The following is a 21,075-nucleotide window of genomic DNA, read 5'->3' on the forward strand; positions in this document are numbered from 1 at the left end:
CGTACCTCCGGTCTATTGGTCTGCATCTTCCTTGCCGCGATGCAGTGCCGCCTTGGCCAGCAGATGTGCCGACACCGGGGCGGTGATGAACAGGAACACCATCACCGCGATCTCGTGCAGGCTGATGCCGTCGCGCGTGGCGGTGAAATACACGGCCGAGGCCAGCACCATCGCACCCACGCCCAGCGTGGTGGCCTTGGTCGGGCCGTGCAGGCGGGTGAAGAAGTCGGGCAGGCGTGCCAGGCCTATCGAACCCAGCAGGGCGAACAGCGCGCCCAGCAGGATCATGCATGCGACAAGGAATTCGAGGGTCGGGTTCATTCGATGATGTCTCCGCGCAATAGATACTTGCACAAGGCGACGGTGGCGACGAAGCCCATCGCCGCGATCAGCAACGCGGCTTCGAAGTAGGCGCTGCTGTCCTCGCGGATACCGTACAGCACCAGCAAGGCGATAGCGTTGATGTTCAGCGTGTCGAGCGCGAGGATGCGGTCGGTGATGTCGGGGCCTTTCAGCAGCCGCCACAGGTTGAGCAGCATCGCGAGGCCGATCAGGATGAAACCTGTCTCGATGGCGAAGTTCAGCATGCGAAGATCTCCCTGATCGGTTGTTCGTAGTGCTGCTTGATCTGTCTCACCAGCGCTTCCGGATCGGGCGCATCCAGCGCGTGCACCTGCAGCACCCAGCGTTCGCGGTCCACGTCGATGGAGACTGTGCCCGGCGTCAGTGACACGATGCTGCCCAGCACCGTGGCGGCGAACGGGTCGCGCAGGTCCAGCGGCACTTCGGCGAAGGCGGGATGCAATGCCTTTACCGGTCCGACCACACGCCGCGCCACGGCCCAGTTGGCGAGCAGCATGTCCCAGGCGATGCGCGCGGCGAACCGCAGCACCAGGCCGGGATGCCGGATGCGCAAGGCATCCGGCCAGAACGGCGACACGACATGCGGCAGCAGCAGAGCCAGCAGCAGCCCCAGCAGCAGCGTGCCTGCCGAGGCGGCATTGCCCAGCACCGCCCATAGCAGGAACAGGGTGAGCGACAGGGCGGGGCGCGGCAACAGGCGGCGCATCATGGGCGGGTCTCCCGTGCGATGGCTTGTGTGCCCAACACCGCCGCGACATAGCCCTGCGGCGCATGCAGCTGCGCGGCGGCGCGCGTCGCGTAGTCCGCGACCGGCTGGGCGAACAAGGCGAGCAGCAGGGCGGGCGATACCAGCAAGGCGACCGCCAGATTGCGACGCCAGCCGAAGGGCTGGCTGCTGCCGTGCGGATGGTTCGGGCTGCGTTCCCAGAACAAGCGTCCGCCGCCCTTGGCCAGCGCCAGCATCAGTAGCAGTCCGGCCAGCAATAGCGCCGACCAGATCGCCAGCGCGTCGCCGCTGTCGCGCAGGGCGCTCAGCAGCATCAGCTTGCCGAGGAAACCCGCGAACGGTGGCAGGCCGACCGCCGAGGCAGCAGCCAGCAGGAAGGCCGATCCCAGCCATGGGGTGTGCAGGCGCGGGCCGGGCTGGAAGGCATCGGCGACCTCTCCGCGCCGCACGGCGACCAACTCCGCGATGAGGAACAGCGCGGCCGCGACGAAGGTGGATTGCACCAGGTAATACAGTGCGGCGGCGCTGACATCCGCCTGCGGGAAGACGGGTACGACCAGCAGCGTGCCGGCAGAGGCCAGCACCAGCCAGGCGGCGAGGTCGCGCAGGCGCAGCGCGGCCAGTGCGCCGATGGCTGCGAACAGCACCGTCGCCAGCGCCAGCGGCAACAGCCAGCCGTCCAGCAGGTCGGTCGTGGCGGCGGCAGGCGCGAAGGCGATGGCTTGCACGCGCAGGATGCTCACGATGCCGACCTTGGTCATGATGACGAACAGCGCGGCGACCGGCGCGCCGGCGGCGGCATAGGCATGCGGCAGCCAGAACGACAGCGGCAAAAGTGCGGCCTTCAGTGCGAACACCGCGATCAGCAGCATGCAGGCGAGCCGGGCCGGTGCGCTGTCTATCCCCGGTGCTTGCAGGCGCTGTGCCACATCGGCCAGGTTGAGCGTGCCCAGCGTGCCATACAGCATGCCCAGCGCGATCAGGAACAGCGCCGACCCGGCCAGATTCAGCGCCACGTAAGCGAGTCCGGCACGCGTGCGCGCGATGCCGCCGCCGTGTGCCAGCAACACGTAGGATGCGAGCAGCATCACCTCGAAGAACACGAACAGGTTGAACAGATCGCCGGTCAGGAAAGCACCCTGCAGACCGAACACCTGCAACTGGAACAGCGGATGGAAATGCCGCCCGCGTTCGTCGAACCCCGCGCTGGCATACAGCAACGCGACGGCGGCCAGCGCGGCGGTGAGCAGCACCATGATGGCGGCCAGCCGATCCACCGCCAGCACGATGCCGAACGGCGCGACCCAGTCGCCCAGCGCATACACCCGCACCATGCCGTCATCGGCCAGCAATACCAGCCAGAGTGTGGCGGCCACAGCTAGCGCTGCGGCGACAAGGCCGATGGCGCGCTGCACGCCGATGCCATACCCCTTCGCCGCCAGTTGCAAGAGAGCAGCGGCGAACGGGATCAGGAGGGGCAGGATGGCGGCGTGCTGGGTCATTGCTTTTCCTTCGCATCCACATGATCGTCGCCCGATTCACTCAAGGCGCGCAGCGCCAGCATCACCAGATAGGCGGTCATGCCGAAGCCGATGACGATGGCGGTGAGCACCAGCGCCTGCGGCAGCGGGTCGGTGTAGCTCGCACCGGCGCGGATCAGCGGCGGCGCGTCCATGCGCAGCCGGCCGCTGGCGAACAGGAACAGGTTCACCGCGTAGGACAGCAGTGTCAGTCCGAGGATCAGCGGGAAGGTGCGCGCGCGCAGCATCAGGAACACGCCGCAGGCGGTGAGCAGGCCGATCGCGATGGCGATGAGCGCTTCCATCAGCGTGCCTCCGCCTGGTTCACAGACAACTTGCCCAGTTCCGCCAGCACCATCAGCACCACGCTGACCACCACCAGATACACGCCGAGGTCGAACACCATGGCCGAGGCCAGCTCGATGTCGCCGATCAGCGGCAGGGCGATGTGGCCGTGCGTGGTGGTGAGGAAGGGGAAGCCGAAAGCCCACGCTGCCGCACCGATGCCGCTTGCACATGCGAGGCCGGCCGCGAGGAACAAGGGCAGCCGCTGCGGCAGGCGCGCGCTGGCGAAACCGATGCCGCTGGCGAGATATTGCAGGATCAACGCGACACCGGTCACCAGTCCCGCGACGAAGCCGCCGCCCGGCAGGTTGTGGCCGCGCAGGAAGATGTACACCGACACCATCAGCGCCAGCGGCAGCAGCGGACGCATCAGCATCTGCAGGAACAGCGGGTGGCGCTCGCTCGCCCAGGCGCGGCCTTCGCCGTCGTGCGCCGGTGTCTTGAGCAGCAGCCGGTCGAGCAGGGCATGCGCGGCCAGACCCACCATCGCCAGCACGGTGATCTCGCCCAGCGTGTCGAAGCCGCGGAAGTCCACCAGGATCACGTTCACCACATTGCTACCGCCGCCGCCCGGCACCGACTGCGCGAGGTAATAACCCGAGATCGTCTCGAACGGGGAAGTCAGCATGGCATAGCTCGCCGCGCCCAGACCGACGCCGGCAGCGACAGCCAGCAGCGCATCGCGAAGCAGGCGCGGCATGTCGTCCTCGGCGGGCGTGCTCGGCGGCAGGTAATACAGCGCCAGCAGCAACAGCACGATGGTGACCACCTCCACCGCGAGCTGGGTGAGCGCGAGGTCGGGTGCGGAGAAGCGCACGAAGGTCAGTGCCACGATCAGGCCGATCACGCTGGTCAGTACCACGGCGGTGAGGCGTTGATGGTGCAGGCGCACCACGCCCGTCGCGGCCACCGCCAGCATGCCCAGCGCGACCAGGCTGGCGGCATCGGCGGCCTGCGTGACGACAGGCAGCGCGGCGGCAGGCGCAGACCACCAGGCCCAGCCGCCCAGCGCCAGCACGAAGGCGAAGAACAGCGCAAGGTAACGCTGCAGCGATCCGCTATCCGCCCATGCCAGCAGGGAACGCGCAGCCGCCACCAAGCGCTCGTGGGCGCGCTCGAACACGATGCTGGCGTGGACGGTGGGCAGCCGGTCGTAAAGCGCATACAGCGGACGAAGCATGGCATACAGGGCGATGCCGCCTGCCAGCGCGACCAGACTCATCACGAACGGCGCGTTGAAACCATGCCACACCGCCAGATGGAATGCCGGCAGCGGTTGTTGTAGCACCGCACCGGCGGCGGCGTGCAGGATGGGGGCGATGCTCCACTGCGGGAAGATGCCGACCAGCAGGCACAGAGTCACCAGCACCTCCACCGGCGCGCGCATCCAGCGCGGCGGCTCATGCGGTTTGCGCGGCAGGTTGACCGGGTCGCCGTTGAAGAACACGTCATGGATGAAGCGCGACGAATAGGCCACGGCGAGGATGCCGGCCAGCGTGGCGAAGGCCGGCAGCAGCCAGCTCATTTCGTCGAACACTGGATGGCCGACGGTCTCGGCGAAGAACATCTCCTTGCTGAGGAAGCCGTTGAGCAACGGCACGCCCGCCATCGAACCGGCGGCGACGATGGCCAGCGTGGCGGTGATGGGCATGAACTTGAACAGGCCGTTGACGCGGCGCATGTCGCGCGTGCCGCATTCGTGATCGACGATGCCCGCCGCCATGAACAGCGAGGCCTTGAAGATGGCGTGGTTGATGATGTGGAACACGCCAGCCACCACCGATAGCGGCGTATCCAGACCGAACAGCAGCGTGATCAGGCCGAGATGGCTGACGGTGGAATAGGCCAGCAGGCCCTTGAAATCGTAACGGTAGAAAGCGAGGTAGGCGGCATACACGAGCGTGATCGCGCCGGTGCCACTGACCAGCCAGAACCACAGATCGCTACCGGCCAGTGCCGGATAAAGACGCGCCAGCAGGAACACCCCCGCCTTCACCATGGTCGCTGAATGCAGATAGGCGGACACCGGCGTGGGCGCTGCCATCGCCTGCGGCAGCCAAGAATGGAAGGGGAATTGCGCCGACTTGGTGAACACGCCGAGCAGTATCAGGATCAGCATGATTTCATACAGCGCGTGCGCGCGGATGACCTCGCCCGCGGCCAGCACGACTGACAGTTCGTAGCTGCCGGCGATGTGTCCCAGCAACAGCACGCCCGCGAACAGTGCCAGCCCGCCGCCACCGGTGACCGCCAGCGCGATGCGCCCTGCCAGGCGCGATTCGTAGCTCTCCTGTTTGTAGGAGATCAGCAGGAAGGACGCGAGGCTGGTCAGTTCCCAGAACACCACCAGCAACAGCAGGTTCTCCGACAGCACCACGCCCAGCATGGAGGCCATGAACAGCAGCAGCAGCGTGTAGAAACGCCCCAGCTTGTCGTGCCCGTCCAGATAGTAGTAGGCGTACAGCGTGACCAGCAGGCCGATGCCCAGGATGAGCAGGCTGAACATCAGGCCGAGGCCGTCCAGACGGAAGGACAGGGCCAAGCCCCATTCCGGCAGCCAGGCGAAGCTGGCCAGCAAGGTGGTGCCCGCCATCACCGGCATCACCAGCGGTGCCAACACCGCCAGACAGCAAAGCATCACCAATGCGCTGCCCAATGCCGCGTAGCCGCGCCCGTAGCGCTGCATCAGCAGCGGCAGCGGACTGGCAGTGAGGGCGATGACGAGGATCGCAATCAGTGAAGAGGTCGGGTCCATGCGGCTATGTTAGCCAAGCTGGCGCAAAGTGTGCATGGAATCGGAGCGGCGGATATGTTAGGCGCGGCGCAAGCGGCCGGTTGTCTGGTCAATAGCTGCGGGCGAATCCGAAGCCGATGAAGTCGGCGGCGTTGCCGTTCACATCCAGGCCGAGGTGCAGGTCGAGCTGGGTGCGCTCGTCCAGTAGCCAGGCGAAGCCGCCGTCCACCATGACGCTGTCGTTGCCGGCGTGGTTCAGTGGATGGTCGGCATACAGTTCGAGGTAGCTTCCGAGCTGGTCGCTATGCGTGAACGAAGCGCCGAGGGCGGTTTGCATGTTGGTCTGCAAGCTGCCGGGGTTGCTGCTGGCGAGCTGGAACATGCCGAACAGGCCGCTCGTTGCATGGCTCCACAACAGCGCTGCCAGCGGTGCCGCGCGACTGCCTGCAGGGTTGCCGTTGCCGCTGGGCAGCGTGAGCAGTCCCAGCAGCGACAGGTCCAGCGTGTCGGAATCGAGCAGGCGATATTTGCCGCCCAGTGTCAGGTCGCCCACAGTCGTGGCACCGTTGGCGAAGTTCCAGCCGCCCCATTGCAACTCGAGTTCGGCCACCGGCGTCAGGCCTATGCGCACATTGCTCAAGGGGAGATTGTGGCTGCCCGACTCGGCCTGCAAGCCCAGTTCGATGTTGTAGTGGCCGGGGCTGACAGTGTAGGTGCCGGTGCTGAAACCGGGGCGGTCGGCGACGATGGGTTCGGCGTGCAGGGCGGTGACGGAAAACAGCAGGGGCAGGCAGGCGAACAGATACGGTCTCATGGTCGGTACAGTGTGTTGAAGGGTTTCATTCAGCCTGTGCGGTGCGCAGGCTGACTTCGGGCAGTTCGGTCAGTTGCATCACCGGTGTGGCGATCCTGACTTTGCCTTCGGTCTTCTCGAATTCTTCCAGGATGGCGGTGTACAGCCTGTCCTTGGTGCTGCGGCGACGCGTGTAGTCGGCAAGGTAGCGCAGGGTGAACTCGATCCAGTTGGCATCGAAACTCATGGTGACCACGATATCCAGTCGCGCTTCTTCGGCGCGGTTGTGCAGGGTGAAGGAGGACCAGGAAGCGCGGGCCGCCGCGATGGTGTCCGCCTGCACGCGTTCGCCGGCGGACTGGATCAGGGCGCGTGCCAGCCGGTGGTCGGAATCCGTGCGCACCGGTACCGTGATCTCGTCCCACAGATAGTTGAAGCCGCTGTCGGTGTAGTTGTGCACCTGCTCGCGCAGCACGATGTTGTTGGGCAGATATACCACGCGGCCGTTGTACAGGTCCGACTTCACCCAGTCGCCGCACTCCATCAGCGTGGTGGTGAGCGGGCCGATGTCCATCACGTCGCCCATCATGCCGCCGAGTCTGATGCGGTCGCCGGGTTTGTACAGGTTGCCGAAAGTGACCACGGCCCAGCCGATCAGGCTCTGGATCAGTTCGCGCAAGGCGAAGCCGAGGCCGACACCGAGCAGGCCGATCAGCACCGGCAGGTTGGACAGCTGGTTGCTGAAGATGGCGATCGCGACGATCAGCGCGAGGACATAGCCGGCCAGGCCGAACGCCTTGCGCGTCTTGTAGCGCAGGTCCTTGTTCTCGATGTTGTTGGTGGCGAGCAGCTTGGCGAAGCGTACCAGCAGGAAGATGAAGAACAGGCTCAGCGCGAGCTCGGCCAGTCTGGTGAACATCGGGTGCGAGATCAGGTCCTTGAACAGTTCGGTCATGGTCTTATCCGTCCGCGGTCAGGATTCGGGAGGCGGCACGAAGGCCGGTACCTTCATGGTGTCGCCCGGCGGTTTGCCCAGCAGGCGCGAATAGAGGCTGCGCACAGCCGGTGCGGGGTAGAGCATCACCAGCAGGGCAGTGAGCGAGATGCTGAACAGCACCACCATGTAGGTGGTGTCGCGTATCGTCTCGCCGCCGTCGATGCCGTATTGCAATGGCAGCGAAGCCAGCACCGCTGCCGCCAGTCCCTTTGGGGCCATCATGGAGGTGACGGCGGTATCGCGCAGGGTGTAGCCCGGGTCGCGGAACACCACGCGCGTCAGCAGCAGGCGCATCGCATAGACCAGCAGCACCATCACGATGGCGACCGTGGCCGGACCGATGGCACCGAAGTGGATGGAGATGCCCAGGTAGACGAAGAAGTAGGTCTTCAACAGGAACACCGCCTCGCGGTAGAAGATCAGGTCGACCTCGTTCAGCGGCTCGATGCTCTTGTCCAGATTGGGGATGCGGTGCAGGCCGAACTTCTGGAAGTTGGTCAGCGTGATGCCCAGTGCCAGTGCGGCGATGGCACCGGAGAAGCCGAGCGCTTCGGTCGCCCCGTACACGATGAACACATAGGCCAGCGTGGACGAGATGGTGTTGGGGAAGTCGCGCACCTTGCCCAGCACCAGCAGCCAGCCGATGCCGCCCACCACACCGAACACGGCGGCGAATATCAGCGCCGCCATCACGCCGCCCACCACTTTGCCGGCCGCCACATCGCCCTGGGTCATGATCTGCAGCATGGCGAACACGCCCACGATGCACAGCACATCGGTCAGCGCGGATTCGAGCACCAGCACGGTGGCCGGTTTCTCCGAGAGTTTCAGCGCACCCACCATGGGGATCACCACGGCTGAGGAAGTGCCGCCCAATGTCAGGCCCAGCAGAAGTGCGGGCATCAGGTCGAGGGCGAGCAGGGACATGCCGACCGCCGCGACCACCGCCGTGGTCAGCACGAAGCAGGCGACGGACAGGAAGCCGGTGGTGCCGATGGAGTGACCGAGCACATCGAGGTCGAGCGAGGTGCCGCTCTCGAACAGGATCACCACCAGCGCGATGGTGGCCAGCAGCGAGCCGACCTTGCCGAAATCCTCGGGCGACACGATGCCCAGCACGGGGCCGAGCAGGATGCCGATCAGCATCAGCACCAGCACGTCGGGGATGTTGGTGCGGGAGAATTGCAGCGACAAAAAGTGCGCAAAGAACACCATCAGGCCGATGACGAGTATGGTGGTGGACATGGATGCTCCTGCAATGGATGGGGCGCGATTATACCCGAGCCAATATGACAGCTCTGCGCGCCGCATGCGCTAGAATCGGCACTCGGACAACAAGCTGGAGTCTGGCATGGAAATCACCCCGATCATCGACAGCCTGCACATCCCCAAGGATATCCTGCGGGTGTTGCTCATCCTCGCCATCGCATGGTTCCTGCTCGTGCTCAGCCGCAAGCTGATACGTGTGTTCCGCGACTATATGCATACCCGCATCGTAGTGGCTGAGGACGGGCGCAGGTACGAGACGCTGGCGCGCGTGTTCCGCTACATCTCCACCGTGCTGATCTGGCTGGTGGCCGGCATGCTGGCACTGAGTGAACTTGGCATCTCCATCGCACCTATCCTGGGGGCGGCGGGTGTGGTCGGTATCGCGGTGGGTTTTGCGGCGAAGAGCCTGATCCAGGATTATTTCAACGGTATATTCCTGCTGCTCGAGAACCAGATCCGCCAGGGCGATGCGGTCGAGATCAGCGGCAAGACCGGCGTGGTGGAGGACATCACCCTGCGCTTTGTGGCGTTGCGCGATATCGAAGGCAATGTGCATTACATCCCCAACGGACAGATCACCATCCTGACCAACAAGTCGCGCGGCTATGCCTATGCGCTGATCGAGTTCGGTGTCGCTTACCGCGAGGATCTGGACGAAGTCTACCGGGTCACGCGCGAGACGGCGGCCGCGTTCCGGCAGGACCCAGAATTCGGCCCGAAGATACAGGAGGATCTCGAGATACAGGGTGTGCAGAACTGGGCGGACTCCGCCGTGGTCGTGCGTTGCCGGTTCAAGACCGAGGCACTGGAGCAATGGGCTGTCCGGCGCAATTTCCTGCTGTGGCTGAAGAAAGCCTTCGACGCGCACGGTATCGAGATCCCCTATCCGCACCTCACCCTGTATGCCGGGCAGGGCAAGAATGGTGAGGCCCCGCCCCTGCGCATCATGCAGGCCGCAGGCGGGGACTGATCACTCGAAATCGTCCGCAGTGCTGCTGTCGTTGCGTTCGTTGAACATCCGCTCCAGTCCTTCCTCGAAGAAGAACTTCTCCGTGCCGAAGGCCGGCTTCAGCTCGTCTATCCAGGTCGCAGTCTCGTTGTATTCCGCGAAGAACGGGCGCTGCACCCAATCCGGGTCGCGCCCCTGCAGGAAGCGCATCACCATCACCTTGCGGTCGCCAGCATCGGCTACGCCCAGCATCTGTATCTTGCCGGGGTTGGCCGACATGCTGGGGCCGCGCACTGTGCGTGCCAATCCCGACACCTGCTGGTAGGCCTCGCGGAAGATCTGCCAGGCGCGCACCAGCGGCAGCGAGAAGTAATGCTGCGCGCCGGTGTCGCGCGCGAGGAACATGTAATACGGCACGCAGCCCAGCTTGACCTGCTCTTCCCACATGCGCGCCCACAGCGCCGGATCGTCGTTGATGTGGCGCATCACCGGCGACTGGGTGCGGATCATCACGTTGGCCTCGCGCAGATTGCGGATGGCACGGCGCACCGTGTCGTTCTCCAGCTCGCGTGGGTGGTTGAAGTGCGCCATCAGCGCCAGTTGCTTGCCCGAGTCAGTCACCTTGCGGAACAGCGCCAGCATCTCCGGCGTGTCCTCGTCGTCCACGAGCTTGTGCGGCCAGTAGGCCAGCACCTTGGTGCCGATGCGGATATTGACCAGGTTGGGCAACTCGGCCGACAGCAGCGGCTCGATGTAGGCGGCGAGGTTCTTCGCGCTCATGATCATCGGGTCGCCGCCGGTGAACAGGATGTCGGTGATCTGCGGGTTGCGCTTCACGTATGCCACCAGTTTCTCCACCTCGCGGCTGGCGAACTTGATGTCGGTCATGCCGATGAACTGCGGCCAGCGGAAACAGAAGGTGCAATAGGCGTGGCATGTCTGGCCCTGGCTGGGGAAGAACAAAATGGTCTGCCGGTATTTGTGCTGCATGCCGTGCAGGCGCTCGCCGTCCATCTCGGGTACGTTGTGGTCGGCTTGTCCGGCCGGGTGCGGGTTCAGTTGCATGCGGATGCGGTTGGCCGCCTCCTTCACCTCGTCCTTGTCTGCGCGATTCCTGAGCAGCGTCGCCATCTCCTCGAAATGCTCGGCGCTCAGCATGTCGCGCTGCGGGAACGTCAGTGCGAAGATCGGGTCGTTTGGTACCTTGTCCCAGTCGATCAGCCGGTCGACCACGTAGTTGTTCACCTTGAACGGCAGCACATGGCCGACCACCTCTATTTCGAATCGCTGCTGTTCGGAAAGCCTGGCGACCTGCGGGATGTCGCGGAAGTTGTTCAGGTTGTACGACCTGAACTGGGGGGCGTCGGCTGAATAGATGGGAAAGTTCGTCTGTCGTGTGTCGGTCACGGTAAGGGCTCCTGTGCGATTGGATGGAAGCATCGATGCACGCGGCATCGTGTTTCTCGAATTAGGGTGGGGCCGCGTTTATAACACAGGGTGTCCCGGCATTCCAAACGTCGGCGCGATGACGACAGATGCGGATGGATTGATGCGGCGATTCTGAGTGTAGGCGACAATTGCAGCAAGACTAGCGCAAGCTCCGGTATAATGCGCGCATCACTCACCAATTAGTTCGTCGCGGAACCAATGTGGCGGCTGTCGTTACAGGCCGATGAAAGAAACAGCAGACCAGACCCGTTACACCCCAGCATCTTCCCTATCTTCTCGGCGCAGTGGAGCGACCGTCGCGCTATTCGGCGAGGTCCTCGCCGATGTCTTCCCGGACCGCAGCGTCCTCGGCGGCGCGCCCTTCAACGTCGCCAGACACCTCAAGGCCTTCGGCCTGGATCCCGTCCTCATCACCCGTACCGGCAACGATGCATTGCGCGCCGAACTGCTGGCGGCGATGGACGCCTGCGGCATGGAGACGGTGGGCGTTCAGTGTGACCAGAGTCATCCGACCGGTCAGGTGAGAGTCCAGCTCGAAGGCGGTTCGCATCGCTTCGAGATCCTGCCGGAACAGGCCTACGACCATATCCACGCTTCGGTCGCGCGCATGGTCGCGCTGTCCATCCATCCCGAGCTGGTCTATTTCGGCACGCTGGCGCAGCGGCACGCGGTGTCCAGGGGCGCGTTGAGGATGTTGCTGAACAGCAGCGGGGTGCCGACCTTCTTCGATGTGAATCTGCGCGCACCCTGGTATGACGCGCAAGTGTTGCGCCGATCGTTGCGCCAGGCGGACACGGTCAAGCTGAACAATGAAGAGATGCTGGTGCTGGCGGAGATGTTCGCTTTGCCCGGCGATACGCTGGCCGGGCATGCACGCGCCTTCATGCAGACCTTCGATATCGGCCAGGTGCTGGTGACCTGCGGGGCGGAAGGCGCATGGCTGGTGCAGCGCGACCAGGAGGACGTGAGCATGGTTCCGGGCGGCGCGCCCGTACAGGTGGTCGATACGGTCGGTGCCGGCGACGGTTTCTCGGCGGTGTTCATACTGGGCAAGTTGCGGCGCTGGCCCGCGCAGCAGACGCTGGCCCGTGCGCATGCCTTTGCGGCGGCGATCTGTACCTTGCGCGGTGCCGTCCCCGAGCACGCGGATTTCTACGCGCCTTTCCTGAGCGCCTGGCAGTCATGAAAAAGCCGCCATTGTTCATCGTGCTGGTCAGCGTGCACGGCCTGATACGGGGGCACGATCTGGAGCTGGGGCGCGACGCCGACACCGGCGGCCAGACCAAATACGTGGTCGAACTGGCGCGCGCACTGGGGGAGCACAGTGATGTCGAACGCGTGGTCCTGCTGACCCGCCGCGTGGCGGACGGGCATGTCAGCCCGGATTACGCGGTGCCGCTCGAAGCGCTTTCCGACAAGGCCGCCATCGTGCGCATCGACTGCGGCGAGCCGGTGTATCTGCGCAAGGAGATGTTGTGGGACACGCTGGAGAACTTCTCCGACAACGCGCTGGCCTGGCTCAAGGGGCAGACGCGACTGCCGGATGTCATCCACGGCCACTATGCCGATGCGGGTTACGTCGGTTCGCGCCTGTCGCATCAGCTCGGCATCCCGCTAGTGTTCACGGGCCATTCGCTGGGGCGCAGCAAGCGCAAGCAGCTGCTGGCCGGCGGTGTGTCGCGCAGCGAGATCGAGAGCACCTATCACATCTCGCGCCGTATCGGGGTGGAGGAGGACACGCTGGGGGTGGCCGAGCGCGTGATCACCAGTACCCGGCAGGAAGTCGAGCAGCAATACGGTCTGTACGACTTCTATCAGCCGGCGCGCATGCGCGTGATCCCGCCGGGCACCGACCTGAAACAGTTCTTCCCGCCGCATGGCGACGAGAAGCAAAGCCCCATCGCGCAACAGCTCGGGCGATTCCTGAAGGCACCGAACAAACCCATCATCCTTGCCCTGTCGCGCCCCGACCCGCGCAAGAACATCGTGGCACTGATCGAGGCATACGGGCAGTCGCCCCAGTTGCAAGCGATCGCCAACCTGGTGATCGTCGCCGGCAATCGCGACGATATCCACGAGATGGAGGACACCACGGCGGGTGTGCTCAACGGCATCCTGCTCGCCATCGACAAATACGACTTGTACGGCAAGGTGGCCTATCCCAAGCACCACGCGCAGGAGGAGGTGGCCGTGCTGTACCGTCTGGCGGCCGCGACCCACGGCGTGTTCGTCAACCCTGCGCTGACCGAGCCGTTCGGTCTGACCCTGATCGAGGCCGCCGCCTGCGGCCTGCCCATCGTGGCGACCGAGGACGGCGGTCCCATCGACATCATCGGCAACTGCAACAACGGCCATCTGATCAACCCGCTGGATCGGGCCGCAATGGCGCAGACGCTGCTCGATACGTTGAGCGACCGGCCCGCCTGGCGTCGCCTGGCGAAGCATGGCATCGAAGGTGTGGCACGTCACTATTCCTGGCAGGCGCACGTGGAGAAATATCTGCAGGTGATACGCCCGCTGGTGGAGCGGTCGGAGCCGGTCGCTCCCATCACCACGATCCGTCGTGCGGGCGTGTTCCGCGACCGTGCGATCTTCACCAGCATCGATCTCAACCTGATCGGGGACGATGCGGCGCTGCGGGAGTTCCTGCAACTCATGCAGGCGAACCGCAAGACGACCATCTTCGGCATCGCCACCGGCCGCAGGCTGGACGATGCATTGGCCAGACTGCGCGAATACAACATCCCCAAGCCGGATGTGCTGATCACCGGTCAGGGCACGGAGATCCACTATGCGCCGGCCCTGACCCGCTCAGAGAGCTGGGTACGCCACATCAACCATCGATGGAACGCGCAGGAAGTGCGCGACATCCTGGCCGGGGTGCCGGGCCTGACCCTGCAACCCAAGATGCACCAGAACCCGTTCAAGATCAGCTACTACGTGGACCACTCCCTTGCCAACGCGCACGAGGTGCGGCAGACCCTGTTGCGCAACGAGCAGGCCGTGAATTCGGTGTTCTCCTTCGGCCAGTTCCTCGATGTGGTGCCGGTGCGCGCCTCCAAGGGGCTGGCCATGCGCTGGTGCGCGGAGCAGCTCGGCTTCCCGTTGGAGAACACACTGGTGTGCGGCGTAACGGCGGCCGATACCGACATGCTGATGGGCAACACGCTGGGCGCGGTGGTGAGCAACCGCCATCTGGACGAGCTGGCCGATGTCGCGGCCATCGACAGTATCTATCTGACGGAAAGCCAGCATGCGGCCGGCGTTCTGGAAGCGATCGCGCACTATGGATTCTTCGCGCAGGGAGGGCGTGGCGCATGAACCGGCATCTGCTATGCACCGACCTGGACCGCACCCTGATCCCGAACGGTGTGCAGCCGGAATCGCCCGGTGCGCGAGAGACCTTCCGTCGTCTGGTCGGGCGCGATGACGTGCAGCTGGCATATGTCAGCGGACGCCATCGCGAACTGATCGAACAGGCCATCGCCGAATATGATCTGCCGCAGCCGGATTTCGTCATCGCCGATGTGGGATCGACGGTGTATCAGGTCGGGCGGCGCGGCTGGCAGCGCCGCGAAGAATGGGATGCGCAGATCGCGCCGGACTGGGGAGACCTGTCGTGCGAAGGATTGGCAAAGTTGCTGCAGGTGTTCGGCGACCTGCGTTTGCAGGAGCCCGCCAAACAGAACTTGCACAAGCTGAGCTTCTATGTCGACCTGACGGCGGACAGCGCTGCACTGCAGGAACAGATGCGCCGCTTGCTGGCGGGACGCGGCATCAAGGCCAACCTGATCTGGAGCGTCGACGAGGCCGAGCATGTCGGCCTGCTGGATGTGTTGCCCGCTTCCGCCAACAAGCTGCACGCCATCGAGTATCTGATGCGGCAGCAGGGCTACGGCAGGCTGGATACCGTGTTCGCGGGCGACAGCGGCAACGATCTGGATGTGTTGCAGAGCGATGTGCCGGCGGTGCTGGTCGCCAATGCCTCGCCCGAGCTGAAGCGGCAGGTCACGCATCTGCACAAGGCGTCGCTGTGCACCGCGCACGGCGGCTTCCTCGGCATGAACGGCAACTACAGCGCGGGCATCCTCGAGGGTGCGGCGTATCATTGGCCCGAGATCGAAGCCTGGCTGCTGGAAACGGACTGAGCGGGACAAAATGTACGAACAAGCCTCCCACGCGATGCTGAACGAGATACTGGTCGAACTTAATCCCGAGATCGGCAAGCAACGCCTGCGCCATTTCTATACCCGTCTGGGTGCGAACTTCTACAGCATCCACACCCTGTTCCATCGTCTTTACGGCGACCGTCCCGATTTCAAGGCGCAGATGGTCAGTCTGGTGGAGACGCTGGCGCAGCGTTATATCGAGCGTGCTCCGCATCTGCGCAAATCTGACCTGGCGCGTGAGCGCGACTACAACTGGTTCCTCAGCCAGAAATGGGTGGGTATGGCGCTGTATTGCGACCGCTTCGCCGGCGACCTGAAAGGGCTGCGCAAGAAGCTGCCATATCTGCAGGATCTGGGTGTGAACATGCTGCACGTGATGCCCATCCTCGACTGCCCGGAAGGGGCGAGCGACGGCGGCTATGCGGTGCGTGACTTCCACAAGGTGGATGCCCGCTTCGGCAGCAACGCCGATCTGGAAGCGCTGGCGGCCACGCTGAAGAAACGCGAGATGCTGCTGGTGCTGGATGTGGTGGTGAACCATACCTCGGACGAACACGCGTGGGCGAAGCTGGCTTGCGCGGGCGACAAGAAGTTCCAGGACTATTACTACGTGTATGACGACCGCGAGATGCCGGACGCGTTCGAGGAGGCCATGCCTGAGATATTCCCCAACACCGCGCCCGGCAACTTCACCTGGAACGACGAGATGGGCAAGTGGGTGATGACGGTGTTCAACAACTACCAGTGGGACCTCAACTACCGCAACCCGGCCGTGCTGATCGAGATGGTGGACATCATCCTGTTCTGGGCCAACAAGGGCGTGGACATACTGCGCATGGATGCGGTGGCCTTCCTGTGGAAGAAGATCGGCAGCACCTGCCAGAACGAACGCGAGGCGCACCTGCTGCTGCAACTGATGAAGGACTGCTGTCAGGTGACCGCGCCCGGCGTGCTGTTCATCGCCGAAGCCATCGTTGCGCCGGGAGAGATCAGCAAGTATTTCGGCGAGGACGCGATCATGGCCAAGGAATGCGAGATCGCCTACAACGCTACGCTGATGGCCTTGTTGTGGGACGCGGTGGCGACCAAGAACGCGAAGCTGCTCAACCTCGGCGTGCAACACCTGCCCGCCAAACTGGAGCGTGCGACCTGGCTCAACTATGTGCGCTGCCACGACGACATCGGCCTCGGCTTTGACGACAAGGATGCCGTGCTGGCGGGCTACGATCCCTACCACCATCGCCGTTTCCTGATCGACTACTTCACCGGCCACTTCGAAGGTTCGCCCGCGCGCGGCTTGCCGTTCGGCGAGAACCCGAAGACAGGCGACGCACGCATCTCCGGTTCGCTCGCCTCGCTGGCCGGGCTGGAGAGTGCCGTCGAATCCGGCGATGAGAGCGCGATAGACGAAGCCATAAGCACCATCCTGTTGCTGCACAGCGTCATCCTGTCGTTCGGCGGCATTCCGCTTCTTTACTACGGCGACGGTATCGGCATGCTGAACAGCGTGGAGTATCTGGCAGATCCTTCCCGGCGTGACGATACGCGCTGGGCGCACCGCTCACGTTTCGACTGGGACAAAGCGGAACGCCGCCACAAACCGGGGACCGTGGAGCATCGCATCTTCCACGGCCTGAAGAAGATGATCGCGCTGCGCAAGGAGTTGACCGCTTTTTCCGACTTCGACAACCGGCAGCAGGTGTTCGTGGAGAACCCGAATCTGCTGGTGTTCGTGCGCAGTGACCCGGTGTCGCCGCGCAACCGCGTGCTGGTGGTGGCGAACTTCAACAATGCCGAGCAGTCGCTGCCGCTTGAAGTACTGCGGTCCTATGGTTTCTTTTCGCATGGCCCGATGCGCGAGCTCTGCAGCGGCATGCGCAGCGAACCCGAACAGGATGTCCTCCGTATTCCCGCCTTGTCCTGTTACTGGCTGGCCGACTGAGCCGCCACACGAGTCGCGATTGTCCGGGGCCTGCATGAAGGTGTAACGCGATTCAAGGTCGGCGAGAACGGGGGCGCTGCCGGGCAGCATGATGCGGCAGTGCGGTCGGCTCGTCCACGGCTCAGCCGAGCTGCTCGCGCCGGAAGTAGTACCAGAGATAATAGACGCCGATGGCGGTGCCGACAGGTACGGTGAAAAGCGACAATGCCGCACAGGGCAGGCACAGCCGCCAGGAATATGGCAACTTGGCCAGCAGCATGAAACCGGCGGCCGTGAACAACAGTCCTTCGAGTATCCCCACGAACAGTTTGGACGGTTCCAGCGATGCCTGGCTGGTGGCCAGCACCGACAGGATGAGCACCCCCAGCAGCAGCCAGCAGACGCCGATGATGCGCTTGTGGAAGTTCTTGTCCGCCGCCATCGTTTGTCCCTAGCGCAATACGGCCAGCGCCGCGTCGTAGTTCGGCTCGTGCGTGATGTCGTCCACCAGCTCGGCGTGGATGATCTTGTCCTTGTCATCCAGCACCAGCACGGCGCGTGCTGTGACACCCGCGAGGGCGGTGTCGGCGATCTTCACGCCGTAGTTGCGCATGAAGTCACGGCCGCGCATCAGCGACAGCGTGACCACGTTCTCCAGCCCTTCCGCCACGCAGAAGCGACTCATGGCGAACGGCAGGTCGGCCGAGATCACCAGCACCACGGTGTTGTTCAGCCTGCCGGCAGCCTCGTTGAACTTGCGCGCGGAAGTGGCGCACACGGCGGTGTCCAGACTGGGCACGATGTTGAGTACCTTGCGCTTGCCGGCGAAATCCTTCAGCGAGACGTCCTTCAAGTCCTTGTCTACCAGAGTGAATTCCGGGGCGAGCTGGCCGACGGCGGGGAAGCTCCCGAACAGGGTGACGGGCGCGCCAGCCAATGTGACTGCGGTCTTGTTGCTGGGGTCCTTGGCCATGAGAGTCTCCTTAGGTGTATGAAGCGATGGGCGGGCAGGCGCAGATCAGGTTCTTGTCGCCATACACATTATCCACCCGCGCCACGGCCGGCCAGAACTTATTCTCACGCACCCAGGGCAGCGGATAGGCCGCCTGTTCGCGTGAGTAAGGACGTGCCCACTCATTCGCGCATGCCGTCTTCGCGGTATGCGGCGCGTGCTTGAGGATATTATCCTTCTTGTCGACTTTGCCGGTGATGACTTCCTCGATCTCCTTGCGGATGGCGATCATCGCGTCGCAGAAGCGGTCCAGCTCGGCCTTCGATTCGCTCTCGGTCGGTTCCACCATCAGCGTGTCCACCACCGGGAAGGAGGTGGTCGGTGCGTGGAAGCCGAAGTCCATCAGGCGCTTGGCGATGTCGGCCACTTCCACGCCGCCCGATTTCCACTCGCGGCAGTCGAGGATCATCTCGTGCGCGCAGCGGCCGTTGCTGCCGCTGTACAGCGTGGCGTAGTGATCCTTCAGCGATTCCTTGATGTAGTTGGCATTCAGGATCGCCATCCTGGTCGCTTCGGTCAGGCCCTTGCCGCCCATCATCTTGATGTAGCCGTAGGAGATCAGCAGGATCAGCGCGCTGCCGTAAGGCGCGGCGGACACCGCGTGGATGCCCTGCGTGCCGCCGACCTTGACCACCGGGTGCGAAGGCAGGAAGGGGGCCAGATGCGCGGCCACACCGATGGGGCCCGCGCCCGGTCCACCACCGCCGTGCGGGATGGCGAAGGTCTTGTGCAGGTTGAGGTGGCAAACGTCGGCACCGATGTTGCCGGGGCTGGTCAGGCCGACTTGCGCGTTCATGTTCGCGCCGTCCATGTACACCTGGCCGCCGTTGGCGTGGATGATGGCAGTGATGTCTTTGATGGACTCTTCATACACGCCGTGCGTGCTGGGGTAGGTGACCATCAGGCAGGACAGGTCTTCCCTGTGCTCTTCGGCTTTCGCGCGCAGATCGTCCACGTCGATGTTGCCGCGTGCATCGCACTTCACCACCACGATGTGCATGCCGCACATCGCGGCACTGGCCGGGTTGGTGCCGTGCGCGGAGGACGGGATGAGCACCACGTTGCGCTGGCCTTCGCCGCGCGAACGGTGATACGCCTGGATCACCAGCAGACCGGCGTACTCACCGGATGCACCACTGTTCGGCTGGAAGCTCATCTTGGCGAAGCCGGTGATCTCGGACAATGCGGCATCCAGACCGGCGATCAGTTCTGCGTAGCCCTCGGCCTGCTCCAGCGGTACGAACGGGTGCAGGTTGGCGAATGCAGGCCAGGTCAGGCCCAGCATCTCGGAAGCCGCGTTCAGCTTCATGGTGCAGGAGCCGAGCGAGATCATCGAGTGGGTGAGCGACAGGTCCTTGTTCTCCAGGCGCTTGATGTAACGCATCATCTCGGTCTCGGTGTGGTACGCGTTGAACACCGCGTGCGCGAGGATGGTCGAGTTGCGCGGGGTGAACATCAGTGCGTGATTGATCACTTGTTCGCGCGTCACGCAGGGCGCGGCTTTGTCGGCGGCTTGTGCGAACACGGCGAGGATGGCGTTCAGGTCGGCGACCGAGGCCGTCTCGTCCAGCGAAAGCGTGATGCCGTCGGCGGTGTAGCGGAAGTTGATCTGTGCGGCTTCGGCCAGCGCATGGATCTTCACGTTGTCGGTGTGCAGCAGGTGCAGAGTGTCGAAGAACACGCCGTCGGCCAGTTGATAACCCAGCTTCTTCAACTCCTCGGCGAGCACGGCAGTCGCCTGATGTACGCGACGCGCGATGCCACGCAGGCCTTCCGCGCCGTGGTACACCGCATACATGCCGGCCATGATCGCCAGCAGCGCCTGTGCGGTACAGATGTTGGAGGTCGCCTTCTCGCGGCGGATGTGCTGCTCGCGCGTTTGCAGTGCCATGCGCAATGCCGGGTTGCCGTCTGCATCGACCGACACGCCGATGATGCGGCCCGGCATGGAGCGCTTGTGCGCGTCGCGGCAGGCGAAGTACGCGGCGTGCGGGCCGCCGTAACCCATCGGTACACCGAAGCGCTGGGTGGAACCGAACACCACGTCCGCGCCCCATTCGCCCGGCGGCGTGAGCAGCACCAGACTGAGGATGTCGGCGGCGACCGCGATGCTCATGCCGCTGGCCTTGGCGCGCGTCACGAAGTCGGCATAGTCATGCACCGTGCCGTCGGCAGTCGGGTATTGCAGCAGCGCACCGTACAGCTTGTCGTTCAGCGTGACGGTCTTGAAGTCGCCGATCACCAGCTCGATGCCCAGCGGCTTGGCGCGCGTCTTCAGCAGTTCGATGGTCTGCGGGAAGCACTCGTGCGACACGAAGAAACTGTTCTTGCCGGCTGCCGCATCCTCGCGCGAGCGCAGGCCGTGCAGCATGGTCATCGCTTCGGCCGCGGCAGTGGCCTCGTCCAGCAGCGAAGCATTGGCGATCTCCATACCGGTCAGGTCCATCACCATGGTCTGGAAATTCAGCAGCGCCTCCAGACGACCCTGCGCGATCTCGGCCTGATACGGTGTGTACGCGGTGTACCAGCCCGGGTTCTCCAGCACGTTGCGCTGGATCACCGCGGGCAGCACGGTGCCGTAATAGCCCAGACCGATATATGTTTTGAACAGCTTGTTCTTGGCAGCGATACCGCGCAGATGGTCGAGGAACTCATGTTCCGACATCCCGTCCGCCAGATTCAGCGGCTGTTGCAGGCGGATGGCCGCCGGCACGGTCTGGTCGATCAGTGCATCCAGTGACGGCGCGTCGATCTTGTCCAGCATGGCTTGCGTATCTTGTGCGTTGGAACCGTTGTGGCGGGAGACGAAGTGGTCGGTGTTCATGGT

At 64.1% G+C, this 21,075-nt stretch carries 18 protein-coding genes; 5 read left to right on the forward strand and 13 right to left on the reverse strand.

The annotated features are described in order from the left end of the window. Positions 1-12 precede the first annotated feature (12 nt). The 9 genes from ACYPYQ_RS00760 to ACYPYQ_RS00800 form a co-directional block, all read right to left on the reverse strand. A complete protein-coding gene (locus ACYPYQ_RS00760; protein ID WP_459717906.1) occupies positions 13-321 on the reverse strand; it encodes a Na+/H+ antiporter subunit G in 309 nt (102 codons plus the stop codon). Continuing rightward, a complete protein-coding gene (locus ACYPYQ_RS00765; protein ID WP_459717910.1) occupies positions 318-587 on the reverse strand; it encodes a K+/H+ antiporter subunit F in 270 nt (89 codons plus the stop codon). The genes ACYPYQ_RS00760 and ACYPYQ_RS00765 overlap by 4 nt, the downstream gene beginning before the upstream one ends. Next, the gene (locus ACYPYQ_RS00770; RefSeq protein ID WP_459717915.1) at positions 581-1,072 is read right to left on the reverse strand and encodes a Na+/H+ antiporter subunit E; all 492 of its coding nucleotides are present in this window, start codon (positions 1,070-1,072) and stop codon (positions 581-583) included. The genes ACYPYQ_RS00765 and ACYPYQ_RS00770 overlap by 7 nt, the downstream gene beginning before the upstream one ends. Next, positions 1,069-2,592, reverse strand: a complete 1,524-nt coding sequence (locus ACYPYQ_RS00775; protein WP_459717918.1) for a monovalent cation/H+ antiporter subunit D — start codon at positions 2,590-2,592, stop codon at positions 1,069-1,071. Before ACYPYQ_RS00775 ends, ACYPYQ_RS00770 begins: the two co-directional genes overlap by 4 nt. Beyond that, entirely contained in the window at positions 2,589-2,915 is a 327-nt protein-coding gene (locus ACYPYQ_RS00780) for a Na+/H+ antiporter subunit C (RefSeq protein WP_459717923.1), read from the reverse strand. Before ACYPYQ_RS00780 ends, ACYPYQ_RS00775 begins: the two co-directional genes overlap by 4 nt. Beyond that, positions 2,915-5,710: a monovalent cation/H+ antiporter subunit A gene (locus ACYPYQ_RS00785; RefSeq protein WP_459717927.1), complete on the reverse strand. Its 2,796-nt coding sequence runs from the start codon at positions 5,708-5,710 to the stop codon at positions 2,915-2,917. The genes ACYPYQ_RS00780 and ACYPYQ_RS00785 overlap by 1 nt, the downstream gene beginning before the upstream one ends. A gap of 88 nt (positions 5,711-5,798) precedes the next feature. Beyond that, positions 5,799-6,503: a transporter gene (locus ACYPYQ_RS00790; RefSeq protein WP_459717933.1), complete on the reverse strand. Its 705-nt coding sequence runs from the start codon at positions 6,501-6,503 to the stop codon at positions 5,799-5,801. Positions 6,504-6,528: 25 nt separating this feature from the next. Then, on the reverse strand, positions 6,529-7,437 hold the full coding sequence (locus ACYPYQ_RS00795) for a mechanosensitive ion channel family protein (protein WP_459717938.1): 909 nt from the start codon (positions 7,435-7,437) through the stop codon (positions 6,529-6,531). A gap of 18 nt (positions 7,438-7,455) precedes the next feature. Then, on the reverse strand, positions 7,456-8,724 hold the full coding sequence (locus ACYPYQ_RS00800; protein WP_459717943.1) for a cation:proton antiporter: 1,269 nt from the start codon (positions 8,722-8,724) through the stop codon (positions 7,456-7,458). 106 nt (positions 8,725-8,830) lie between these two features. Between ACYPYQ_RS00800 and ACYPYQ_RS00805 the strand changes: the two genes are divergently transcribed. Beyond that, on the forward strand, positions 8,831-9,718 hold the full coding sequence (locus ACYPYQ_RS00805; protein WP_459717946.1) for a mechanosensitive ion channel family protein: 888 nt from the start codon (positions 8,831-8,833) through the stop codon (positions 9,716-9,718). On the opposite strand, the gene ACYPYQ_RS00810 is transcribed toward ACYPYQ_RS00805, so the two are convergent. Beyond that, positions 9,719-11,104 carry a KamA family radical SAM protein gene (locus ACYPYQ_RS00810; RefSeq protein WP_459717949.1) on the reverse strand — a complete coding sequence of 462 codons (1,386 nt, stop codon included), beginning with the start codon at positions 11,102-11,104 and terminating at the stop codon, positions 9,719-9,721. Between the two features lie 265 nt (positions 11,105-11,369). On the opposite strand from ACYPYQ_RS00810, the gene ACYPYQ_RS00815 reads away from it, so the two are divergent. Genes ACYPYQ_RS00815 through ACYPYQ_RS00830 form a run of 4 tightly spaced genes read left to right on the forward strand, consistent with a single transcriptional unit; the run spans position 11,370 to position 17,257 of the window. Then, positions 11,370-12,332 (forward strand): carbohydrate kinase family protein, encoded by a 963-nt coding sequence (locus tag ACYPYQ_RS00815; RefSeq protein ID WP_459717952.1) that lies wholly within the window; start codon positions 11,370-11,372, stop codon positions 12,330-12,332. Then, positions 12,329-14,467 carry an HAD family hydrolase gene (locus ACYPYQ_RS00820; RefSeq protein WP_459717956.1) on the forward strand — a complete coding sequence of 713 codons (2,139 nt, stop codon included), beginning with the start codon at positions 12,329-12,331 and terminating at the stop codon, positions 14,465-14,467. Before ACYPYQ_RS00815 ends, ACYPYQ_RS00820 begins: the two co-directional genes overlap by 4 nt. Further along, a complete protein-coding gene (locus ACYPYQ_RS00825) occupies positions 14,464-15,294 on the forward strand; it encodes an HAD-IIB family hydrolase (RefSeq protein ID WP_459717958.1) in 831 nt (276 codons plus the stop codon). The genes ACYPYQ_RS00820 and ACYPYQ_RS00825 overlap by 4 nt, the downstream gene beginning before the upstream one ends. A gap of 10 nt (positions 15,295-15,304) precedes the next feature. Beyond that, positions 15,305-17,257, forward strand: coding sequence for an amylosucrase (locus ACYPYQ_RS00830; protein WP_459717961.1), 1,953 nt, complete (start codon positions 15,305-15,307; stop codon positions 17,255-17,257). Between the two features lie 121 nt (positions 17,258-17,378). Here the strand turns inward: ACYPYQ_RS00830 and ACYPYQ_RS00835 are convergent, their stop codons facing one another. Genes ACYPYQ_RS00835 through gcvP form a run of 3 tightly spaced genes read right to left on the reverse strand, consistent with a single transcriptional unit; the run spans position 17,379 to position 21,072 of the window. Beyond that, complete coding sequence (locus ACYPYQ_RS00835) at positions 17,379-17,678, reverse strand: hypothetical protein (RefSeq protein ID WP_459717964.1); 300 nt, start codon at positions 17,676-17,678, stop codon at positions 17,379-17,381. Between the two features lie 9 nt (positions 17,679-17,687). Continuing rightward, positions 17,688-18,209, reverse strand: coding sequence for a thiol peroxidase (gene tpx, locus ACYPYQ_RS00840; RefSeq protein ID WP_459717966.1), 522 nt, complete (start codon positions 18,207-18,209; stop codon positions 17,688-17,690). A gap of 10 nt (positions 18,210-18,219) precedes the next feature. Then, entirely contained in the window at positions 18,220-21,072 is a 2,853-nt protein-coding gene (gcvP, locus tag ACYPYQ_RS00845) for an aminomethyl-transferring glycine dehydrogenase (RefSeq protein ID WP_459717969.1), read from the reverse strand. Positions 21,073-21,075: the final 3 nt, after the last annotated feature.

The sequence above is a fragment of the Sideroxyarcus sp. TK5 genome (assembly GCF_054601595.1).

Coding starts and splice junctions, on each gene's coding strand:
- ACYPYQ_RS00760 (WP_459717906.1), bottom strand. CDS start 321: ATGAACCCGACCCTCGAATTCCTTGTCGCATGCATGATCCTGCTGGGC.
- ACYPYQ_RS00765 (WP_459717910.1), bottom strand. CDS start 587: ATGCTGAACTTCGCCATCGAGACAGGTTTCATCCTGATCGGCCTCGCG.
- ACYPYQ_RS00770 (WP_459717915.1), bottom strand. CDS start 1,072: ATGATGCGCCGCCTGTTGCCGCGCCCCGCCCTGTCGCTCACCCTGTTC.
- ACYPYQ_RS00775 (WP_459717918.1), bottom strand. CDS start 2,592: ATGACCCAGCACGCCGCCATCCTGCCCCTCCTGATCCCGTTCGCCGCT.
- ACYPYQ_RS00780 (WP_459717923.1), bottom strand. CDS start 2,915: ATGGAAGCGCTCATCGCCATCGCGATCGGCCTGCTCACCGCCTGCGGC.
- ACYPYQ_RS00785 (WP_459717927.1), bottom strand. CDS start 5,710: ATGGACCCGACCTCTTCACTGATTGCGATCCTCGTCATCGCCCTCACT.
- ACYPYQ_RS00790 (WP_459717933.1), bottom strand. CDS start 6,503: ATGAGACCGTATCTGTTCGCCTGCCTGCCCCTGCTGTTTTCCGTCACC.
- ACYPYQ_RS00795 (WP_459717938.1), bottom strand. CDS start 7,437: ATGACCGAACTGTTCAAGGACCTGATCTCGCACCCGATGTTCACCAGA.
- ACYPYQ_RS00800 (WP_459717943.1), bottom strand. CDS start 8,724: ATGTCCACCACCATACTCGTCATCGGCCTGATGGTGTTCTTTGCGCAC.
- ACYPYQ_RS00805 (WP_459717946.1), top strand. CDS start 8,831: ATGGAAATCACCCCGATCATCGACAGCCTGCACATCCCCAAGGATATC.
- ACYPYQ_RS00815 (WP_459717952.1), top strand. CDS start 11,370: ATGAAAGAAACAGCAGACCAGACCCGTTACACCCCAGCATCTTCCCTA.
- ACYPYQ_RS00820 (WP_459717956.1), top strand. CDS start 12,329: ATGAAAAAGCCGCCATTGTTCATCGTGCTGGTCAGCGTGCACGGCCTG.
- ACYPYQ_RS00825 (WP_459717958.1), top strand. CDS start 14,464: ATGAACCGGCATCTGCTATGCACCGACCTGGACCGCACCCTGATCCCG.
- ACYPYQ_RS00830 (WP_459717961.1), top strand. CDS start 15,305: ATGTACGAACAAGCCTCCCACGCGATGCTGAACGAGATACTGGTCGAA.
- ACYPYQ_RS00835 (WP_459717964.1), bottom strand. CDS start 17,678: ATGGCGGCGGACAAGAACTTCCACAAGCGCATCATCGGCGTCTGCTGG.
- tpx (WP_459717966.1), bottom strand. CDS start 18,209: ATGGCCAAGGACCCCAGCAACAAGACCGCAGTCACATTGGCTGGCGCG.
- gcvP (WP_459717969.1), bottom strand. CDS start 21,072: ATGAACACCGACCACTTCGTCTCCCGCCACAACGGTTCCAACGCACAA.